12 protein-coding genes are annotated in these 20,108 nt (G+C 62.5%); 5 read left to right on the plus strand and 7 right to left on the minus strand.

What is annotated here, in order from left to right:
* Positions 1–61 precede the first annotated feature (61 nt).
* Both ACVOMB_RS02795 and ACVOMB_RS02800 read right to left on the minus strand, forming a co-directional pair.
* A complete protein-coding gene (locus tag ACVOMB_RS02795) occupies positions 62–1,777 on the minus strand; it encodes an alpha-amylase family glycosyl hydrolase (protein ID WP_481529768.1) in 1,716 nt (571 codons plus the stop codon).
* Positions 1,777–3,258, minus strand: coding sequence for an MFS transporter (locus ACVOMB_RS02800; RefSeq protein ID WP_481529769.1), 1,482 nt, complete (start codon positions 3,256–3,258; stop codon positions 1,777–1,779). The genes ACVOMB_RS02795 and ACVOMB_RS02800 overlap by 1 nt, the downstream gene beginning before the upstream one ends.
* A gap of 210 nt (positions 3,259–3,468) precedes the next feature.
* Between ACVOMB_RS02800 and ACVOMB_RS02805 the strand changes: the two genes are divergently transcribed.
* Positions 3,469–5,535: a glycoside hydrolase family 97 protein gene (locus ACVOMB_RS02805; RefSeq protein ID WP_481529770.1), complete on the plus strand. Its 2,067-nt coding sequence runs from the start codon at positions 3,469–3,471 to the stop codon at positions 5,533–5,535.
* A gap of 270 nt (positions 5,536–5,805) precedes the next feature.
* Positions 5,806–8,577: a TonB-dependent receptor gene (locus ACVOMB_RS02810; RefSeq protein WP_481529771.1), complete on the plus strand. Its 2,772-nt coding sequence runs from the start codon at positions 5,806–5,808 to the stop codon at positions 8,575–8,577.
* Between the two features lie 618 nt (positions 8,578–9,195).
* Here ACVOMB_RS02810 and ACVOMB_RS02815 read toward each other — a convergent pair.
* Complete coding sequence (locus ACVOMB_RS02815) at positions 9,196–10,809, minus strand: alpha-glucosidase (protein WP_481529772.1); 1,614 nt, start codon at positions 10,807–10,809, stop codon at positions 9,196–9,198.
* A gap of 203 nt (positions 10,810–11,012) precedes the next feature.
* Between ACVOMB_RS02815 and ACVOMB_RS02820 the strand changes: the two genes are divergently transcribed.
* On the plus strand, positions 11,013–12,011 hold the full coding sequence (locus tag ACVOMB_RS02820; protein WP_481529773.1) for a polyprenyl synthetase family protein: 999 nt from the start codon (positions 11,013–11,015) through the stop codon (positions 12,009–12,011).
* Positions 12,012–12,016: 5 nt separating this feature from the next.
* Complete coding sequence (locus tag ACVOMB_RS02825; RefSeq protein WP_481529774.1) at positions 12,017–12,271, plus strand: helix-hairpin-helix domain-containing protein; 255 nt, start codon at positions 12,017–12,019, stop codon at positions 12,269–12,271.
* Between the two features lie 530 nt (positions 12,272–12,801).
* Here ACVOMB_RS02825 and ACVOMB_RS02830 read toward each other — a convergent pair.
* The gene (locus tag ACVOMB_RS02830; RefSeq protein ID WP_481529775.1) at positions 12,802–13,590 is read right to left on the minus strand and encodes a dienelactone hydrolase family protein; all 789 of its coding nucleotides are present in this window, start codon (positions 13,588–13,590) and stop codon (positions 12,802–12,804) included.
* Between the two features lie 124 nt (positions 13,591–13,714).
* On the opposite strand from ACVOMB_RS02830, the gene ACVOMB_RS02835 reads away from it, so the two are divergent.
* On the plus strand, positions 13,715–14,308 hold the full coding sequence (locus ACVOMB_RS02835) for an SMI1/KNR4 family protein (RefSeq protein WP_481529832.1): 594 nt from the start codon (positions 13,715–13,717) through the stop codon (positions 14,306–14,308).
* A 96-nt stretch (positions 14,309–14,404) separates the two neighbouring features.
* On the opposite strand, the gene murD is transcribed toward ACVOMB_RS02835, so the two are convergent.
* The 3 genes from murD to ACVOMB_RS02850 all read right to left on the minus strand — a co-directional run bounded on the left by murD (position 14,405) and on the right by ACVOMB_RS02850 (position 19,973).
* Positions 14,405–15,844, minus strand: coding sequence for a UDP-N-acetylmuramoyl-L-alanine--D-glutamate ligase (gene murD / locus ACVOMB_RS02840; RefSeq protein WP_481529776.1), 1,440 nt, complete (start codon positions 15,842–15,844; stop codon positions 14,405–14,407).
* The gene (murL, locus tag ACVOMB_RS02845) at positions 15,825–17,288 is read right to left on the minus strand and encodes a UDP-N-acetyl-alpha-D-muramoyl-L-alanyl-L-glutamate epimerase (protein ID WP_481529777.1); all 1,464 of its coding nucleotides are present in this window, start codon (positions 17,286–17,288) and stop codon (positions 15,825–15,827) included. Before murL ends, murD begins: the two co-directional genes overlap by 20 nt.
* An 81-nt stretch (positions 17,289–17,369) precedes the next feature.
* On the minus strand, positions 17,370–19,973 hold the full coding sequence (locus tag ACVOMB_RS02850) for a bifunctional aspartate kinase/diaminopimelate decarboxylase (protein ID WP_481529778.1): 2,604 nt from the start codon (positions 19,971–19,973) through the stop codon (positions 17,370–17,372).
* Positions 19,974–20,108: the final 135 nt, after the last annotated feature.

Here is a 20,108-nt window from a genome sequence, read left to right on the forward strand (position 1 = left end):
GGCCAAAGCTGCCCTCACCCCAACCCCTCTCCCGCAAGCGGGAGAGGGGCTTAAGCAAGCATTACTTCGCTAACCGACTATCCCGCGCCATCTGATCCGCCATTGCAGCATCCAACTGCGCCTGCAGCTCCGGCTGCATCACCTGCCCTTCCAGCACGAACACCTTGACGCCATGCGCCGGCACTTCGGTCTTCAGCGAACTCTTCACCTTCAAAGAACCGCCATCCAACACATCGCGCCACTGCCCGGCCTGCAGATATCGACTCACCTCGAACGAGCGCGCAGCATCACCCTTGTTCAGCAGCACCAACACGGTCTGCGCGATATCGCCATGCTGCAGCACGCGGTAGAACACCGCCTCATCGCCCTGCAGTCGTTCGTTCACCTGCAAACCGCGCTGCAATGCAGGCGTGGCCTCACGCAGCCTTGCGATGCGCTGCAGCGGTGCGAAGATTGGGCTCTGCCCTGCGGCATCCACGCGTTGTTGGCCAAAGTAGGCGCGATTGCCCGCATGCTCGGCGCGACCACGCATGAAGCCAGTTTCCGAGCCGTAATAGAGCACCGGAATGCCACGCGCGGTGAACAGCCAGTTATGCGCGTCGATGAAACCGGCATCGCTCGCATCCAGTCGCGCCATGTCGTGGTTGTCGTAGAAGCTCATCAACGCATACGGATTGGCATACGGCCCGCCGCTCAGATGCAGCGGTTCGGCCAGCGTTTCGAAGCCCTTCTGTTCCTTGCCGAATACCGACGACAGCGCACCACGCAGCGGGAAATCCAGCACGCTGACGTTGGCGTTCGCCGGCCAGGTGTGTTCGGCAATCTTGGCCGCGTCGTAGTCGAAGGCTTCGCCGAACATGAACATGCCCGGGTGCTCGGCGCGGATGCGGTTTACAAATTCATGCCACCACGGATGCGGCAGCCAGCCGATGGTATCGATGCGCAAGGCATCCACACCCTGCGCGGTCCATTGCAGGTAGGCGCCAACCAGATAGTCCATCACCGCCGGATTGTGCTCGTTGAAATCCGACAGCTCGGCCAGGTTGCCGTCGAAAATCGAACCCTTGCTGCCATCGACCGGGCCGATGTTGTTGTAGAACGCATGCAGCGGATTGTGCTCGGGATCGAGCTTGTCCGGCGGCAGATTCTGGTGATCGGCGATCAGCTTGCCGTCCTTGTCGAAGATCTGCCCGAACTGCGGCTGCCGCTTAGGCATGGTCCAGGCCGGCGAGCCGTGGTTGCCGACGATATCCAGCACCACTTTCAGCTTGGCATCGTGCAGACCCTTGGTCAGGCCGGCGAAATCCAGATCGGCACTCGGTAGATGCTCGTCCAGCTTGTAGAAGTTGATTCCCCAGTAGCCGTGGTAACCGGTCTTGCCGCGGTCAGTCAGCGTGCTGGTGCAGCTGATCGGCTTGCTGCCGGTGAAGGCCTGATCGGGGTTATCGATGATCGGCGTGATCCACACCGCGCCAAAGCCGAGCTGGCGGATGTAGTCGGCGTTGTCCAGCACGCCCTTGAAGTCACCGCCGAGGTAGCCAATGTTGCCGTCGATCTTGTCCGGGCACGGCACCGGGATATCGAAGGTGGGGTGCTCGCCGCCTTGGTCTCGATGGTCGTTGCTGGTATCGCCGTTGACGAAGCGGTCGGTGACCACGAAGTACACCGCATCACTGGCGAATGGCTCGGTGGTGCCGATGTAATCCGGCCGATTGCCGGCCAAGACCGAACCGGCCGCCACTGCCAGACCAACCGCTGCTGCCAAACGACTACGCATCACACCACCTCCTGTTGCGACGGAACCCGCAGCACGCACAAGCCGGCTACGAACAGACTGCATCCACCCAGCACCAGCACGTGGATGGGATCGCCACCAAGCCAGTTACGCAGCGCAAAGCCCAAGGCACTGGCCGCAATCAACTGCGGGATCACGATGAAGAAATTGAAAATACCCATGTACACGCCCATCTTCGCTGCCGGCACGCTGTCCGACAGCAGCGCGTAAGGCAGCGACAGGATCGAGGCCCAGGCGAAGCCGACGCCGACCATCGACAACAGCAACCACTGCGGGTCCTTGATCAGCATCAACGAGATCAGACCCAGCCCGCCCAACCACAGGTTGATCAGATGGCTCCAGCGCAGACCAATCGCGCGCACCATCAGCGGGATGATCAGCGCCGCCACGGCCGCGAAACCGTTGTAAGCACCGAACAGCACGCCAACCCAGTTTGCGCCTTCGTTGTACGCGGCCGACTGCGTATCGGTGGAGCCGAAGTGCGTGCCCGCCACCGCTGCGGTGGTGTATATCCACATCGCAAACAGCGCGAACCACGAGAAGAACTGCACCCATGCCAAGCGCCGCATCGTGCCCGGCATACTGCGCAGGTCATCGACGATGGTAGCCAACATGTGCGTGCCCGGCAGCACCCGCGCTATCCCCAACAGCAAACCGTAGGCAGCGCACAGGCCGGCCAACACGTAGAGCATGCGGTCGCCTTGGCGCCAGGCGATCAGCGCTGCCAGCAACACGCCCAAGCCCAGCCACACGCCGATCTGACCCCACTGCGGCAAGCCAGCAGCACGCTGTACGGCATGCATTGCCGCCGGCTCTGCATCATCAAAGCTGACCAGCTCGGCCGGTGAGTATTCGCGTGTGCTGAACACCGTCCAGCTCATTGCCAGCAACAATACCGCCGCGCCGAAGTAGAAGGCATAGCGCACGGTATCCGGCACTTCGCCTGCACCCGCCGTATTGGCCACACCGAAGTGGGCGAGGATGAAGGGCAGGAAGCTGGCCACCACCGCGCCCACGCCGATGAAGAAACTCTGCATCGAGAAGCCGGCCGGGCGCTGCTTCGGCGATAACTGATCACCGACAAAGGCACGGAACGGCTCCATCGATATGTTGATCGAGGCATCCAGCACCCACAGCGTGCCGGCGGCGATCCACAGGGTCGGCGAGTTGGGCATGACCAGCAGGGCAAGCGTGGTCAGCACCGCGCCGATCATGAAGTACGGGCGGCGGCGGCCCCAGCGTGTCCAGGTACGGTCGGACAGATAGCCGATCACAGGCTGCACCAGCAGACCGGTCAGCGGCGCGGCGATCCACAACCCCGGCACGGCGTCCATCGGCGCGCCCAGCGTTTCAAAAATACGGCTGGCATTGGCGTTCTGCAGCGCGAAGCCGAACTGGATACCCAGGAAGCCAAAACACATGTTCCAGATCTGCCAGAACGACAGCTGCGGTTTGCTATTCATCAAGCGCTTCCCCCCTCCGGGAATCACGGATGCGATGTTGGGCGCGGATGCGCTGCAGCCATGGTAGAGGGCGCACCTGTGATCCGCACCGCTGTTGCATACGTATTCAATGCGGCATTGCGCCCATAACGGCCCCCAGCGGGGAATAGTGGCGCCTCGTGCCAACCCCGATGGACGGCGCGCCGACCAGAACCCGGAGTTGAGACCCGCATGGCCGATACACGCCCCACCCCTGCCCGCCTGTCGCTGAAAGCCGCCTTCGCACTGCTGCTGATCAGCTGCCTGCCTGCCCACGCCGCCGATCTGGCGCGCGTCACCTCACCCGATAAGCAGCTCGTGGTGATCGTCGAATCCCAGCACGAAGGCCGCCCCTCGTATCGGGTGGAACGCAATGGCGAGGCGGTGATCGCGCCGTCGCGGCTGGGCATGCTGCTTGGCGATGGCCGTCTGGAGCGCAATGTCGCCCTTACCGGGCAGTCGCAGCGCAGCTTCGATGAAACCTGGGAGCAGCCCTGGGGCGAGCGTCGTCTCACCCGCAATCATTACAACGAGCTGCGCGCCAACTTCACCGAGAAACCCAGCGCCGGCCGCAACTACGAGCGCCGCTTTGACGTGGTGTTCCGCGTCTACGACGACGGCATCGGCTTCCGTTACGAGTTCCCGCAGCAGTCCGGCATGAAACAGGCGCAGATCCATGCCGAGCTGACCGAGTTCGCGCTGGCGCGCCCGGCGACTGCCTGGTGGATTCCCGCCTTCGAGTGGAACCGCGAGGAATACCTGTACCACCAGACCCCGCTGAAAGAAGTTGGCACCGCGCAGACCCCGCTGACCCTGCGCAGCGACAACGGCCTGCACATTTCCATCCACGAGGCAGCACTGGTGGACTACGCCGGCATGAACCTGGCCCGTGGTGATGGCGACATACTGCGCGCGACGCTGACCCCATCGAGCGGCGGTGCGCCGGTAGTGCGCGCCCTGCCCTTCAACACCCCATGGCGCACCATCACCATCGGTGAGAAGGCCGGCGATCTGGCCGAATCCAGCCTGATCCTCAACCTCAACGAGCCCAACGCCATCGGCGATGTGAGCTGGTTCAAACCGGCCAAATATGCCGGCGTTTGGTGGTCACTGCATCTGGAAACCGAAACCTGGGCAACCGGCCCCAAGCACGGCGCCACCACCGAGAACACCCGTCGCTACATCGACTTCGCCGCCGCCAATGGCTTCCGTGGCGTGCTGGTGGAAGGCTGGAACATCGGCTGGGACGGCGACTGGTTCGCCAACGGCGAGGCATTTGACTTCACCCGCGCCACCCCGGATTTCGACCTGCCTGGCCTTGCCAGCTATGCCGCCGGCAAGGGTGTACACCTGATCGGCCACCACGAAACCGCCTGCGCGGTCAGCCACTACGAACGCCAGCTACCGGCCGCGCTGGACCTGTATGCGCGCAACGGCGTGGATGTGGTCAAGACCGGCTATGTCTGCGATGCAGGTGACATCCACCGCCAGGACCAGGTCGATGGCCCGATCACCCGCGAATGGCACGAAGGCCAGTGGATGAGCAACCACAACCTGCGCGTGCTGAAGCAGGCCGCCGCCAAACACATCGCGATCAACTCGCACGAGCCGATCAAGGACACCGGCCTGCGCCGCACCTACCCGAACTGGGTATCACGCGAAGGCGCACGTGGCATGGAATTCAACGCCTGGGGCAACCCGCCCAACCCGCCTGGCCATGAAGCCACCTTGGTGTTCACCCGCATGTTGGGCGGGCCGATGGATTACACCCCCGGCATCGTCAGCCTGAAGGGCCGCAACGGCCTGGCCCTGCGCAGCACCCTGGCCAAGCAGCTGGCCCTGTACGTGGTGCTGTACAGCCCGGTGCAGATGGTGGCCGACCTGCCGGAGCATTACGCCCAGCACCCGGACGCCTTCCAGTTCATCAAGGACGTAGCGGTGGATTGGGAGGAAAGCCACGTACTGAATGGCGAGGTCGGCCAATACGTAACGTTTGCGCGCAAGGCACGTGGCAGTGAGGAATGGTTTGTCGGCAGCGTTGGCAGCGAAAGGCCGCAGGCGCTGGATGTGGACTTGTCATTCCTGCCCCCCGGCAAGCGTTACCGCGCGGAGATCTACCGTGATGGTGAGGGTGCCAATTGGGAAACTGCACCGTTTGCGTTTGTCCGTGAGACGCGGGTGGTGGGTAGTGGCGACCGGATCAAGCTGCAGTTAGGGGCTGGCGGGGGCGCGGCTGTGCGGTTTGTGCCGATGGAGTGAGGGCTGAGGCTTTGGGCTTTGCTCTGCTGCCTTCATTCCCAGGTACGCGGGAATGAAGGCACAACGGCAAAACTCCCACAGAAAGCGTTTTCAGACCTATGTGCCAGCGCAAACCCCCATTGAATACGTATGCAGCCCAGCGCCACGGGGTTGCCTGCTGATTACCATGCGAGTCAACCGCAAGCATCGAAAAAAACAGCGGCGCATCCCCCACAAAAAAACGGGGGAGCACAAAAAACAACCAACCGACATCACCTGGGAGAGGGGAGTATGTTGAACACCAAGCGCAATCTGCTGAGCGTTGCACTGGCCTCAGCCATCACATTGACTGCCACCGGCGTGCACGCACAGACCGTGGACGACGACGCCAAAGCAAAAGCCAAGGCTGAAGCTGTCGATCTGGACACCGTCACCGTCACCGGCATCCGCCGCGGCATCGAGAGCGCGATTTCGGTCAAGCGTGACTCGACCTCGATCGTTGAAGCCATCTCAGCCGAAGACATCGGTAAGCTGCCAGATGTCAGCATCGCCGAATCCATTGCCCGCCTGCCCGGCCTGGCCGCCCAGCGCGTCGCCGGCCGCGCCCAGGTCATCAGCGTGCGCGGCCTGTCACCCGACTTCGCCACCACCCTGCTCAATGGTCGCGAAGTAGTCAGCACCGGCGACAACCGCAGCGTCGAGTTCGACCAATACCCCTCCGAACTGATCAGCGGCGTTACCGTCTACAAGACGCCCGATTCCGGCCTGATCGGCCAAGGCCTGTCCGGTACCCTGGATCTACAGACCGTACGCCCGCTCAGCTACAACGAACGTATCATCGCGCTAAGTGGTCGCTACCAGAAGAATTCCCTCGGCGAAGCTGCTGGCGAGGACCCGTACGGCAGCCGCGCCAATTTCAGCTATGTCGACAAGTTCGCCGACAACACCATTGGCCTGGCCATTGGCTTCTCCCATTCGGAGATGTCCAAACAGGAGAATCAGGTAGGCCTGTATGAGCCATGGCAGAAACTTGGCGGCGATGGCTGGCGCCCGGGTGTCCCAGGCGGCACCTACTACTCCGACGGCATCAAAGCATTGCGCCGCACCGGTAACGCAAAGCGCGACGGCGTAATGGCCACGCTGCAGTTCCGGCCGAACAACAGCTGGACCAGCACATTGGATGCGTTCTACACCAAGGCCAAGGAGTACGACACCGCCAACCAGATCGAAGTCCACCTGGGCGGCTACAACGGTGGCTACGACCCACTGAACCTGACCAATGTGGTGGTGGGCAGCAACGGTAGCTTTGAAAGCGGCGTGGCCCACAACGTCTATCCGCTGGTCCGCGGCATGTACAACAATCGTGAGGACAGCATCAAGGCCATCGGCTGGAACAACGAATTCAACTTCGGCGATGTACGTGTGGTCGCCGACGTCAGCTGGTCCAAGGCCGAGCGCGACGAACTGAATCTGGAGAGCAACCTGCAGCTACTGCCTGCACCTGCGCTCGACTCAGTGACCCTGAACTTCGGTGGCGGCGGCTTCCCACGGCTCACCCCGGGTCGCGATTACTCCGACTCCAGCAAGCTCTACCTGACCAACACCATCTACGGCTCGGGTTATGGAAAAACCCCGCACGTCGACGACGAACTGAAGGGCTTCAAGCTGGCTGCTACCATCCCGGTGCCGGAAGGCTTCAACTGGTTCTCTGATTTCGACGTCGGCGTGAACTACGCTGATCGCAGCAAGAACAAGACCCAGGCCGAAGGCAACATCAACCTGGGCGCGCAAGGCATCACCAGCATCGCCGCCGACCTTCAGTACAAGCCGGTCAACCTGGGCTTTGCCGGCGCTGGCTATATCCCTGCCTGGAATGTGCCCACTGCGGTTAGCCGCTACATGGTGTTCAAGCCAACCACCACCGAGAGCTATCTGATACCAAAGCAGTGGACGGTGGACGAAGAAATCATCACCACCTTCCTGCGCGCCAACATCAGCACGCATATCGGCTCAGTTCCGGTGCGCGGCAACGTCGGCATCCAGGCCCAGCACGTTGACCAGTCGTCAAACTCCAACTACTGGGACGGCTCGCAGGCGGTTGGCAGCCAGGTGATCCCGATCAAAGAAGGCAAGAAATACCTCGACTTCCTGCCAAGCTTGAACCTGGCTTTCGAACTGCCGGCCGAGAACACCGTGCGCTTCGCCCTGGCACGCCAGGTTGCCCGTCCTCGTGTTGACGAGATGCGCGCGTCGATGGAGTTCGGCGTTGACACCAACAATGGCATACCCGGCGCAAGCGGCGGCAACCCCAATCTGGATCCATGGGTGGCCAACGCAGTTGACCTGTCGTGGGAGAAGTACTTCGGCAACAAGGCGTATGTTGCCGCAGCGTTCTTCTACAAGGACCTGAAGACATACGTCTTCACGGAAAAGCGTGATGGCTACGACTTCACCGACCAGGTGGACGCATGGCTGCTGGCCAATGGTGTCAGCCTGCCGCCGGGCATCGTTGTCGACAAGACCGGCACCTACACCGCACCGTTCAACGGCAAGGGTGGCAGCCTGCGTGGCCTGGAACTGACCGCATCACTGCCGCTGGACCTGTTCGCCGACGCACTGCGCGGTTTTGGTGTGGTCGCAAGCGCTGGCTTCAATGACAGCAACATCACCATTCCACCGGATCCGGCAACCGTTTCCAGCGTGGGCAGCGACCCGATCATGCTCCCCGGCCTTTCCAAGCGCGTTTACAACTTCACGGCCTACTACGAAAACGACGGCTTTGAAGTGCGCTTGAACCAGCGCAAGCGTTCGGATTTCATCGGTGAAATCGGCAACTTCAACGGTGCTCGTACCCTGCGTTACGTCAAGGGCGAGAACGTATTGGACGCGCAACTTGGCTACAGCTTCGGCGACGGCACGATGTTCAAGGGCCTGAGTCTGTTCCTGCAGGCCAGCAACCTGACCAACTCCAAGTACGAAACCTATGCCGGAACCAAGGATAGGCCGCTGGAAACCGTGGAATGGGGCCGTACCTACCAGGTGGGTGTGAACTACAAGTTCTGATCGATTCTGGTTGAGAGCGTATTGAAGGCCCGCTGCTTTGCAGCGGGCCTTTTACGTTGTGAAATGGCCCCGCGCTTTCCGTAGTCCAAAAGGAATTTTCTGAAGCTTGTTACAGCCAAAGCATTGGCCGAATTTCTGTGGCTGCTGTGGCTGTTGCTGCTATTTCTGCTGTTGTTGTTGAAGTCACGCCGTCATTCCCGCGCAGGCGGGAATCGCTCTAGCTTTTGGCTTTTGGCTTTTGGCTTTTTTTGCTTTTTTGGCTCTTAGCTTTCCCTTCTCCCGCCTGCGGGGGAAGGTGCCCGTAGGGCGGATGGGGGGAGCTCTGGCTCTAGCTCTAGCTCTAGCTCTAGCTCTGGCTCTAGCTCTAGCTCTAGCTCTGGCTCTGGCTCTGGCTCTGGCTTTGGCTTTGGCCTGCTTTTAGAAGCGCCCTCACCCCAACCCCTCTCCCGCAGGCGGGAGAGGGGCTTAAGTCAGAACCAGAGCCAAAACCGAAGCCCAAGCCCAAGCCGAAACCAGAGCCAAGGCCAAAGCCAAAAGCAAAAGCAATAACCAAAAACCAAAAACCAAAAAAAGGCGGAGATGCTATCTCCGCCCGCACAAAAGAGAGAACAACAAAAATCAGCTACGACGCGCGCAATACACCGCGTGTCCAGGCAATACCAGTTCGCCGGCCTCTACAGCACCCGCCACCGGGCCCGGCAGCGCCAAGGCCTGCCACTCACCCGCCGGCAACGCATGCCGCACGGCCTCGCCCGATAGATTGAAGGCCAACAACAAGGTCTCATCGCCAGACTGGCGCTCGAACAGCAGCACCGGCTCAGCACTATCAAGGAAGCGAATCGAACCCTCGACCAAGGCCGGATGCGCCTTACGCCAGCTCAGGAAGCTGCGGAAAGCATGCAGCACCGAATCGCTATCTACTTCCTGCGCCTGCACCGACAAAGCCTGGTGCTCGACGGGAATCGGCAACCATGGCTTGCCAGTGGTAAACCCAGCCAATGCGCCATCAGTCCACGGCATCGGCGTGCGGCAGCCATCACGGCCCTTGAAATTCGGCCAGAAGGTGATTCCATACGGATCCTGCAGCGCCTCGAACGGCACGTCTGCTTCACCAAGACCCAGCTCTTCACCCTGATAGATGCACACCGAACCACGCAGCGAGCACACCAACGCCGCCAGCATCTTCGCCAACGACGGCTTGGCCGGATGCCCACCCCAACGTGTCACTGCACGCTGCACGTCATGGTTGGATACTGCCCAGCACGGCCAGCCATCACGCATTGTTTCTTCCAAGCGCTCGACGGTACTGCGGATGTAGCTAGCACTGTAATCGTCCACCAACAGCTCGAAGCTGTAACCCATGTGCAGGCGGCCTGGCGCGGTGTACTCGGCGGTGGTAGCCAGCGAATCCTCCGACGAGATTTCGCCCAGCGTCACCGCCTGCGGGTACTGGTCCAGCAAGGCACGTAGGCGCTCGAGGAAACCAATGTTCTCCGGCCGGGTGTTGTTGTAGTAGTGGTACTGGAACGCATACGGATTGTCCGGGCTGAAACCGCGGCCAATACGCTCGCTCTCCGGCTTGGGCGGGTTGTCACGCAGCTGCGCGTCATGGAAACAGAAGTTGATCGAATCCAGACGGAAGCCATCCACGCCACGGTCGAGCCAAAACTTCACGTAATCCAGGGTTGCCTGCTGCACCGCCGGATTATGGAAATCCAGGTCCGGCTGCGAGGCCAGGAAGTTGTGCAGGAAATACTGCCGACGCCGCGGCTCCCACTGCCAGGCCACGCCACCAAAGATCGACAGCCAATTGTTCGGCGGGCTGCCGTCATCGCGCGCATCGGCCCACACGTACCAATCGGCCTTGGGATTGTCGCGGCTCTCCCGGCTTTCCTTGAACCAGGCATGGTCCACCGAGGTATGGCTGAACACCTGGTCGATCATCACCTTCAGGCCCAGCGCATGCGCCTTGGCCAGCAAGCGGTCGAAATCAGCGAGGTTGCCGAACAGCGGATCCACATCCCGGTAATCAGCAATGTCGTAGCCAAAATCAGCCATTGGCGACTTGAAGAACGGCGACACCCAGATCGCGTCCACGCCGAGCGAGGCTACATAATCCAGCCGATCGATGATGCCCGGCAGGTCGCCGACGCCGTCACCATTGGTGTCCAGATAGCTGCGCGGGTAAATCTGGTAGATGACGGCACCGCGCCACCATGGAGTCTTGGACATCGAACGCCCCCCTACGGGCTTCAGAGCCCCTGTTTCAGGGCCGCGAAATGTATGCCGGCCAGCTTAGCGTCGGCGCTTTGCCGGCGGTGTTGCTTGCATACGTATTCACTGTGCAAAGGCCCGGTTTTGTTCGGTTTTTGGCCACGACGGGCCGCCCCGGCCGACTCCGCCTATAATCCCCCGGTACCCCCTGAAGTCTTCCTATGAGCATCGCTGAACATATCCGCCCCGCGCTGGGCCTGCCTGCCATCCAGACCCTTGCCGCAGCGGACATGGCTGCCGTCGATGCCCTGATCCGTCGCCGCCTGTCCTCGGACGTGGTGCTGATCAACCAGATCGCCGACCACATCGTTTCTGCCGGCGGCAAGCGCCTGCGGCCGATGCTGGTGATGTTGGCCGGCCATGCGGTCGGCGGCGCTGGCCCCGAGCACCACCAGTTGGCGGCGATCATCGAGTTCATCCACACCTCCACCCTGCTGCACGACGATGTGGTCGACGAATCCGACCTGCGCCGTGGCCGCAGCACCGCCAATGCTTTGTGGGGCAATGCCCCCAGCGTACTGGTCGGTGACTTCCTGTACTCGCGCAGCTTCCAGCTGATGGTCGAGCTGGAGCGCATGGCGGTGATGCAGATCCTGGCCGACACCACCAACCGCATCGCCGAAGGCGAAGTGCTGCAGCTGCTGCACGTGCATAACCCGGACACCGACGAAGCCGCCTACCTGCGGGTGATCGAGCGCAAGACCGCAGTGCTGTTCGCCGCCGGCACCCGCCTGGGCGCGCTGGCTACCGGTGCCGACGAAGTCGTGCAACAGAAGCTCTACGACTACGGCATGCACCTGGGCTATGCCTTCCAGATCGCCGACGATGTGCTGGATTACTCGGCCAATGCCGACGAGCTGGGCAAGAACCTGGGCGACGATCTGGCCGAAGGCAAGGCCACCCTGCCGCTGATACATGCGATGGCGCATTCGGACGAGGTGGTCCGTAATCGCCTGCGCGAGATCGTGCAGGACGGCGATGCCAGCGCCATGCCGGAAGTATTGGCAGCCATCCATGCCACTGGCGGTCTGGAATACAGCCGCAAGCGTGCCGTTGAATATGCCAACGCGGCCGAACAGGCCTTGGACGGCCTGCCGGAAACCGAAGCCGTGGCCGCCCTGCGCGGTCTGGCCCGTTACGCCATCGAACGCAGCCACTGATTGCGATGAGCAACCTGCAGCAGTTCAACGAGGACGAACGCGCCGTGCTGTTGGCGGTGAAAGGCGTGGGTGCCACCGTGGTGGCCCGGCTGGAGCAGATGGGGTTTCATTCCCTGGCACAGCTGGCCGAAGCCGAAGCCGGCGATGTCGTCAGCCAGGCCTCGGCCATGCTGGGCAGCAGTTGCTGGCGTAACAGCCCGCAGGCGCGGGCTGCGATCAGCGGAGCGATCGCGGCAGCGCGGAGTCACGCTCTTTTGTAGGAGCGGCGTGAGCCGCGAAGCCACAGTTGTTCCCGGCCCCGCCGAACAAGGACCACCATTGCCGCATCCCGTGCGGACAGCAGTTGCCGCGATCTGACAGATGGTCAGCTTCGCGGCTTATGCCGCTCCCACAAACCTGATGGATTGCTGGTAAGGCCACTGCCGAGCATGGCTCGACACTACGCTCCCTCCCTTTGCCGCAGGCAAGTGGAGGGTTGGGGAGGGGTAGCTTCACCGCTTCTGGTCTGGCTGCGGCGTTGAGGCTTATGCCGCTTCCACAACTCAATGCATAGCTTGTGAAGCCCCTGCCGAGCATGGCTCGGCATTACGCTCCCTCCCTTTGCCGCAGGCAAGGGGAGGGTTGGGGAGGGGTAGCTTCACCGCTTCTGGTCTGGCTGCAGCTTTGAGGCTTGTACCGCCTCCACAACTCAATGCATTGCTGGTGAAGCCCCTGCCGAGCATGGCTCGGCACTACACCGTTGGCATTGCTGGTGAGGCCTCTGCCGAGCATGGCTCGGCACTACCGAATGCTAGTCGCCCAGACGCTCTTCCAGGAAGTTGTCCATCATCTTCCAGGCGCGCTTGGCGGCGCGTGGGTCGTAGAGGCAACCCGGTGGGCTGTTGGCGTCGGACTCGGCGAAGCAATGCACCGCGCCGCTGAAATTGACGAACTGCCAGTCGGCCTTGGCGGTGTCCATTTCAGTGCCGAAGTTGGCGATGTCCTCGGCAGTGACGCCGCGATCAGCTGCGCCGTTGAGCACCAGAATCGGCACTCGCCCACTTCCGGCCACCGCTGGGGTTAGGGTCGACAAGCCACCGTGCAGGCTCACCACACCCGCCAAAGGCATGCCGGCGCGGGCCATTTCCAGCACGGTGGTGCCACCGAAGCAGAAGCCCACAGCGGCGATGTGCCGGGTGTCCAGCGGCACTTTGCCCGCCTGCGCCTTCAAGGCATCCAGCGCCGCAGCTGCGCGGGCGCGTAACAGGCTCCTGTCCTCACGCAAGGGCTTGGAAGCAGCAGCGGCCGCATCATTGTCCTTGGGACGCACGTTCTTGCCGTAGACATCGGCAACCAGCACCACATAGTCATCGCCGGCAATCTGCTCGGCCTTGGCAATCGCCGAGGCATTGACGCCGCGCCAGTTCGGCACCATCACCACGCCAGGTCGGCGCGCATCGCCGTCATCGTCGTAGACCAGCACGCCACTGAAGGTGGTGCCGTCGTGCTGCCACTCCAGCGGCTGCGTCTTCATTGCAGCCCATGCAGGCGTCGCCGCCAGTCCCAACATCGTCACTGCAGCCCATCGCCACTTGTTCATGCCTGCGCTCCTGAGAAGAGGTCGGAGGGAATCACATCCATAACGTGCCTCCCGAGGCGCATTGTGCATTGGCGGCGTTACGCAGGTGTGCTTGGATATGCATCCCCCACGCATCCATCTGCATATGAGCCTTGTCGATACCTTCCTTTCCGGCCTTGCACCGCGCCTGCCGGCAGACGATGCCCCGTCATGGTCGTTGATTGAAGGTGCCAGCCACGCGGATCTCCAGCGTCTGCAGCTGCAATGGCCACACGTGCCAGCAAGCCTGCTGGAACTGCTGGGACACGTGGATGGCAGCCACTATCGGACCTACCCGCAGGGTCAGGTCAATGTGCTGATGCTTGGCTCCGACGTCGGCGACGGCCGCTATCCCTACTACCTGCGGTCGGTGCAGCAGATCTTCGAGGACAGTGCGCAATGGGACGACAGCATCCGTTCCATCTACGAAGACTGGCTGGACGATGAGCCGGAGATTCTCGGCGCCGGCATCGATGCCGACGTACCAATGAGCAAGCGTCTGTGCTTCTCGCACTGCGTGAACAATGGCGGCACGTCGATGCTGTACTTGGATTTCGATCCTGCTGACGGAGGCGTCAGCGGCCAGGTCGTGCGCTACCTGCATGACCCGGACAGCTATGCGGTGATCGCACCCAGCTTCGACGCCTACCTGCAGCAGCTGATCGACGGCGATTATGCCTTCACCGAGCAAGAAGAATGATCTACTGATACCAACCGCTGCCGGTTGATTACATCCCAATAATGCACTTGGTGGCGCCGACTGACAGTCAGCGCCATTGCGGCCTCGGCCAATGCCTTAGAGGATGCCGATACCCGGAATCGCGCTGATGCTGTCCGGATCAAACCCGGCCAGTTCAGCGAAGTGCCGACCACGCGCAACATAATCCTTGTAGGCACCAAAGCTTGGCGCGCCCGGCGACAACAGCACTACCCCACCCTGCTCACCCAGCGCGGCACGCGCCAGTTCCACCGCATGCGGCAGATCGGTCGCGGCGTGCAGGCCAAAGCCGCCAGCCTCGGCGAGCGGGGCGAGCAGCGTATTGATGCGTGGACCGTTGTTGCCCATGGTCACGATCTCGACCGGCGCGTTGTCGCGCATGTGCTCGGCGAAATCCTGCCAATCCACGCCGCGATCATGTCCGCCGACCAGCAAGGCAATGCGCTGCCCAGCAAAACAATCCAATGCCGCAAGCGATGCATGCGGCGTGGTGCTGATCGAGTCGTTCACCCAGCGCAAGCCATCACGTTCGCCGAGCAACTGCAGGCGATTCGGCAAGGGCCGGAAACTCTGCACCGCAGGCGCCAAGGCCACTGCATCCAGCCCCAACGCTTCCAAGGCAGCCAACACCGCACACAGATTGCCGCGATTATGGCGACCCGGCAGCGGTGTGTTCGAGGTATCGAACACAGCCTGCGTACCGCGATGCACGACTTCACCAACCATATGCCAGCCTTCAGGCTGGTTGAACCAGATGATCTGGCTATGCGGCAGCTGCAGCGCGCGCAGATGCTCGTCTGCTGCATTGAGTACGGCGACGCGCGGATGGCCACCAGTCACCAGCGACAGCTTGTCGTCGATGTAACGCTGCTCGCTGCCATGCCAATCCAGGTGTTCCGGAAAGATGTTCAACACGATGGCGACATCCGGCCGTGTGCCACTACGGGCGACTTCGCCGGTCTGGTAGCTGGACAGTTCGACCGCCCAGTAGTCCGGTGCAGGCTGCGGGTCCAATGCCTCCAACAGCGGCAGACCGATATTGCCGATCAAACCGGTGCGATGCCCGGCCGCGCGCAGCAGATGCGCCAGCAGCGAGGTGGTGGTGCTCTTGCCCTTGGTGCCGGTCACGCAGACCGTGTTCGGCAGCGCGCCATCGGCATCGGCGTGCTCGCTGAACCACAGGGAGGTGCCGCCAATGAACTGCGTGCCCTGGGCCAATGCATGCTGCGCCTCGGGCTTGTACGGACTGATGCCCGGCGACTTGATCACTACGTCGAACGAAGCCAGCAGCTCACCGCTGAGCTCGGTATCAACACGCAGGTGCGCATCGCCAAGCGCCAGAATTTCCTCTGCTTCAGCAGCAGAACAAAGCACCGTCAAACGCGCAGGAAACAGCTCCTGCGAATCACCACTGACGATTCCCCATTCCCGATCACGCAGCGCGTGATAGGCCGCGCGGCCCTCACGCCCCCAACCCCACAGCGCGACGCGTTTGCCTTCAAGCTGCGAAATTCGCACGCAGACGCTCCCACAGTGCTGCCGGGATGCGGTGCTTGCCATCAAATACCAGCAGCGGTTCAATCTGCAGTTCGTCTGCCGACAGGGTCGGCTGGATCAGGTTGGCGAAGCGCTTGACCAGCACGTCCTCCTTCCAATCCGGACGCGATGCCAAGGTCGCCATTGCAGCGCGCGACTCCTTGCCCTCGCCCACGCATTCGAACGGTTTGTGGTCCTGAAATTCCAGCAGCGCGTCATAGCCGCCAGCCTGTTCCATATCGTCCAGCAGGTTGCGACCGAAGATGCGCACGAGACGGATCTTCGGCATGAACGGGGCCAGCGCCAGGAACACGAAGTGGCACTTCGGGCAGACGCCGCACCAACGGTTCACCGGACGCTCGCCGAGGATGTGGAAGTTGCGGTTGCAGCTGGAGAAATGCGCGTCGTAGAAATCGGTCTTGGCGAACTGACGGGCAACCGCCAGCTCCGACAGCGGACGCAGCAACGAGTAGTAGTTCAGGTCGGCGGCAATGTACTGCTGCACGTATTCGCCGAACGCCTTCTCGAACGCCCAGCCCTTGGACCACTGGTGGTTCACTTCACCGGTACCGGCGATCTGACTGCCGTAGCTGGCCGAGCGCTCGTTGGAGAACACGACTTGATCGACGCCCTGCACCACCGCAGCCAGCACCATGATCGCCGAGTTCACCGCGGTGACCGGGATATGGCCGTTCCACGCGCCCTGGCGGTTGAGCTCAAACAACTCCGGTGCCAGCGTGCGGCCGATGTTGAGGGTCGGCAGGCCGGTACGCTCGGCGCAGGCACGGATCAGCTGCGAGCCGCCGATCCAGGTGACGGTTTCGGCAACGCCGGCGTTGCGCAGGGCTTCGATGCTGACCAGGGAGTCTTTGCCGCCGCCTATGGCTACGAGTGCGTGGTGGGCCAGATTGAGATTTGGAGCGAAGCTGCCCTCACCCCCAGCCCCCGCTCCGCGCCCCGGCCCTTGCGCTGACGCAAGGGCGCTCGTTGAGCTGCGAACCAGTGGTTCGCCATCAGCTCGACTCGCCCCGCTTGCGGGAGAGGGGAGATTAGCGGGGAGCTTGAACCGGTCGCGCAGGTTCAAGCCGTTGCGGTAGGCGAATTCGCCCAGACCGTTGAAGTACACCGTTTCCACCAACTCGGCGGTGGCCGCGTCGATGGCATAGCTGTCGATGCTTACCTGCGCCGGCACCGCTGCCTTGTAGTAGCTGACACCTGCAATCAGGTGCAGCAGCTGCAGGGCGCGTTGCACCGCGGCCGCGCGTTCGTCGTCCAGCTGGAACGGCGCGCCCGGCACGGTGACGGTCTCGGTCAACTCCGGACCGTCGTCGAAGGCGTATACCAGCCGCGCCACACCGGTGTCCGCGGCGAAATCGCAGCGGACGAAGCGGAAACGGGAAACCTGGTCTTTATCAAAAGCTGTCATGGCGTATCCGGAAATCAAACGAACCGTTTTCGCGCTTTGGCGCGGCGGGACGAAAAAGGGTTGTGCGGAGTAGGAACGTCATCACGCATCAATGACGTCCTCGCGCGGCAAGGCGCGTTGGTTATAGGTACTGGCCATACTGAAACCATAGGCACCAGCATCGGCAATGACCATCACATCGCCCGGTGCGGTTGCCGCAGGCAGCTTCACCCGCTCGGCGAACACATCGCTGGATTCGCAGATCGGGCCGACCACGCTGAAATCAACATCGCGCTCGGCGTCGAGGCGCGACAGGTTGGCGATGTCATGCCAGGCGTCGTACAGCGCCGGGCGCAGCAAGGCGTTCATGCCGGCATCCAGGCCTACGCGACGCACGCCGTCCTTCTCCACCACCTGGGTGGCATGGGTCAGCAGCACGCCGGATTCGGCCACCATGAAGCGGCCCGGCTCGATCGCCAGCTGGAAGGCCGGGTGCACCGCCTTGATGTCGGCCAGGCCAGCGGCCCAGGCGTCCAGATCGAAGGGCTCGTCGTCATCGCTGTACGGCACCGGCAAGCCACCGCCGATATCGAGAATTTCGACGCTGCCGATGCGGCGCGCGAAACCGGCCATTTCATCGACCATCTGCTTCCAGTGGCCGCTGTTCTCGATGCCGCTGCCCAGGTGCGCGTGCACACCGGTGATGCGGATATCCAGCGCACGCGCGGTGGCGATGAACTCATCCACGCGCAGCGCGGACAGGCCGAACTTGGAATCCTTGCCGCCGGTGTTCACCTTCTTGTGGTGACCATCGCCGTGACCCAGGTCGATACGCAGCCACAAGGAGCGGCCGCGGAACACTTCCGGCCAATGCTTCAGCAGCTCGACGCTATCGACGGTGACATTGACGCCCAGCGCCAGCACCGCTTGATACTCAGTGATCGGCGCGAAGCTCGGGGTGAACAGCACCCGCTCCGGGGTGATGCCCGGCACCGAGGCGAACACCAGCTCCACTTCGCCCTGCGATACGCATTCCAGACCGAAACCTTCAGCCGCGAGGGTGCGCAGGATTTCCGGATGCGAGTTGGCCTTGATCGCGTAGAAACGGCGATCGATCGCCGGGATCGCCTTCAACTGGCGGGCGCGCTCGCGCACCTTGTCCAGATCGTAGATATAGGCCGGCGTACCCTGAGCGGCCAGCTCCAGCAGCTTCTTCTGCTTGGACGGGGCCTGCCACCACGGCGTCTGCCGCGGACGGATGCTGCCGATGATTTCGCGCCAACGCGGGCCGAATACCTGCTCTTCGTAAACCGGCATCGCGCCGCTGTCGATCAGCTCGGCGTGCAGGATAGGCAGCAGCCCATCCGCATCTGCCTCGTCGATCACGAAGGTCAGGTTCAAGTCATTGGAGGACTGCGAAATCATGTGCACGCGCTCCTTGCCGAACGTGGCCCACACGTCGGAGAGCTTGTACAGCAGCGAGCGCATGCCACGGCCGACCAGGGTGATCGCCGCACACGGCACGATCACCTTGACCTTGCAGATCTGCGACAGGTCGGCCGACAGCGCCGCCAACACATCGGTATTGACCAGGTTTTCGGACGGGTCCAGCGACACGGTGACGTTGGTTTCGGCCGAACCGATCAGGTCCACCGACAGGCCATGCTTCTTGAACAGGTTGAACACGTCGGACAGGAAGCCGACCTGCTGCCACATGCCGATGCCTTCCATCGAGATCAGCACAATGCCGTTACGGCGACTGATCGCCTTGACGCCCGGCACCGGCTCGGCGGCACCGTCGATGCTGGTACCCGGCATGTGCGGGCGCTCGGTATCGAGGATGGCCATCGGCACGCCGGCATCGCGGCAAGGCTTGATCGAGCGCGGGTGCAGCACCTTGGCGCCAGTCGTCGCGATTTCCTGTGCTTCGTAATAGTCCAGGCGGGTCAGCAGGCGCGCGTCGGGCACGTCCTTGGGGTTGGCGCTGAACATGCCCGGCACGTCGGTCCAGATCTCAACGCGGCTGGCGCCGAGCAGCGCGCCGAAATAGGCGGCCGAGGTATCCGAGCCACCGCGGCCGAGGATGGCGGTGCCACCGTCGCCGTGACGGGCGATGAAGCCCTGGCTGATCAGCATGCGGGTGGGCTGCGCGGAGAAGCGCTGCTTGAAGTCGCCGCCACCCTGCCACTGGCAGTTCACCGACAGCCGCTGCGACCACTCGGTCTGGTTGGGTGCTGGCGGCAGGGCGTTCAGCCATTCGCGCGCGTCCATCCAGCCAAAATCGAGGCCGGTGCTGCGCAGGTAGGCGGCACCGACGCTGGAGGACAGCAGTTCGCCCTGGCCCAGTACTTCGGCCTGCCAGTCCAGCGGACGGCTGGCCGCGCGCGGATCGTCCAGCAGCGCCTGCAGCGCGGCCAGGCGTTCAGCCAGCACTTCGCTGCCCAGCTCCAGCTCGGCGAGGAATTCATTGTGGCGGGTGACCAGCGCGGCTACGCGCTCGCGGCTGTCGGCGGCGCCATCGGCAATCGCGGTCAATTCATTGGTGACGCCGGACAAGGCCGACACCACCACCAGCACCCTGCCGCCAGTCTCGTCCGCACGTTTTTTCGCCAACTGACCGATCGTGTTCCAGCGATGACGACGCGACACCGAGGTGCCACCGAACTTCAGGACGATCCAGCGATCAGCAATTGGGGAAGCAGACATTGGCTTTGAGGATTCACTAGTGGGAGAAAGACCCGGCAATGCGGGCGGAACCCCCGATTCTATGCCAAGGCCGCTGTGCCGGGACGGCTGAGTTACCAGCGATACCATCGCCGCCCGGCCTCTCCTCCCGGGATG

This window comes from Stenotrophomonas sp. STEN018 (assembly GCF_056760235.1).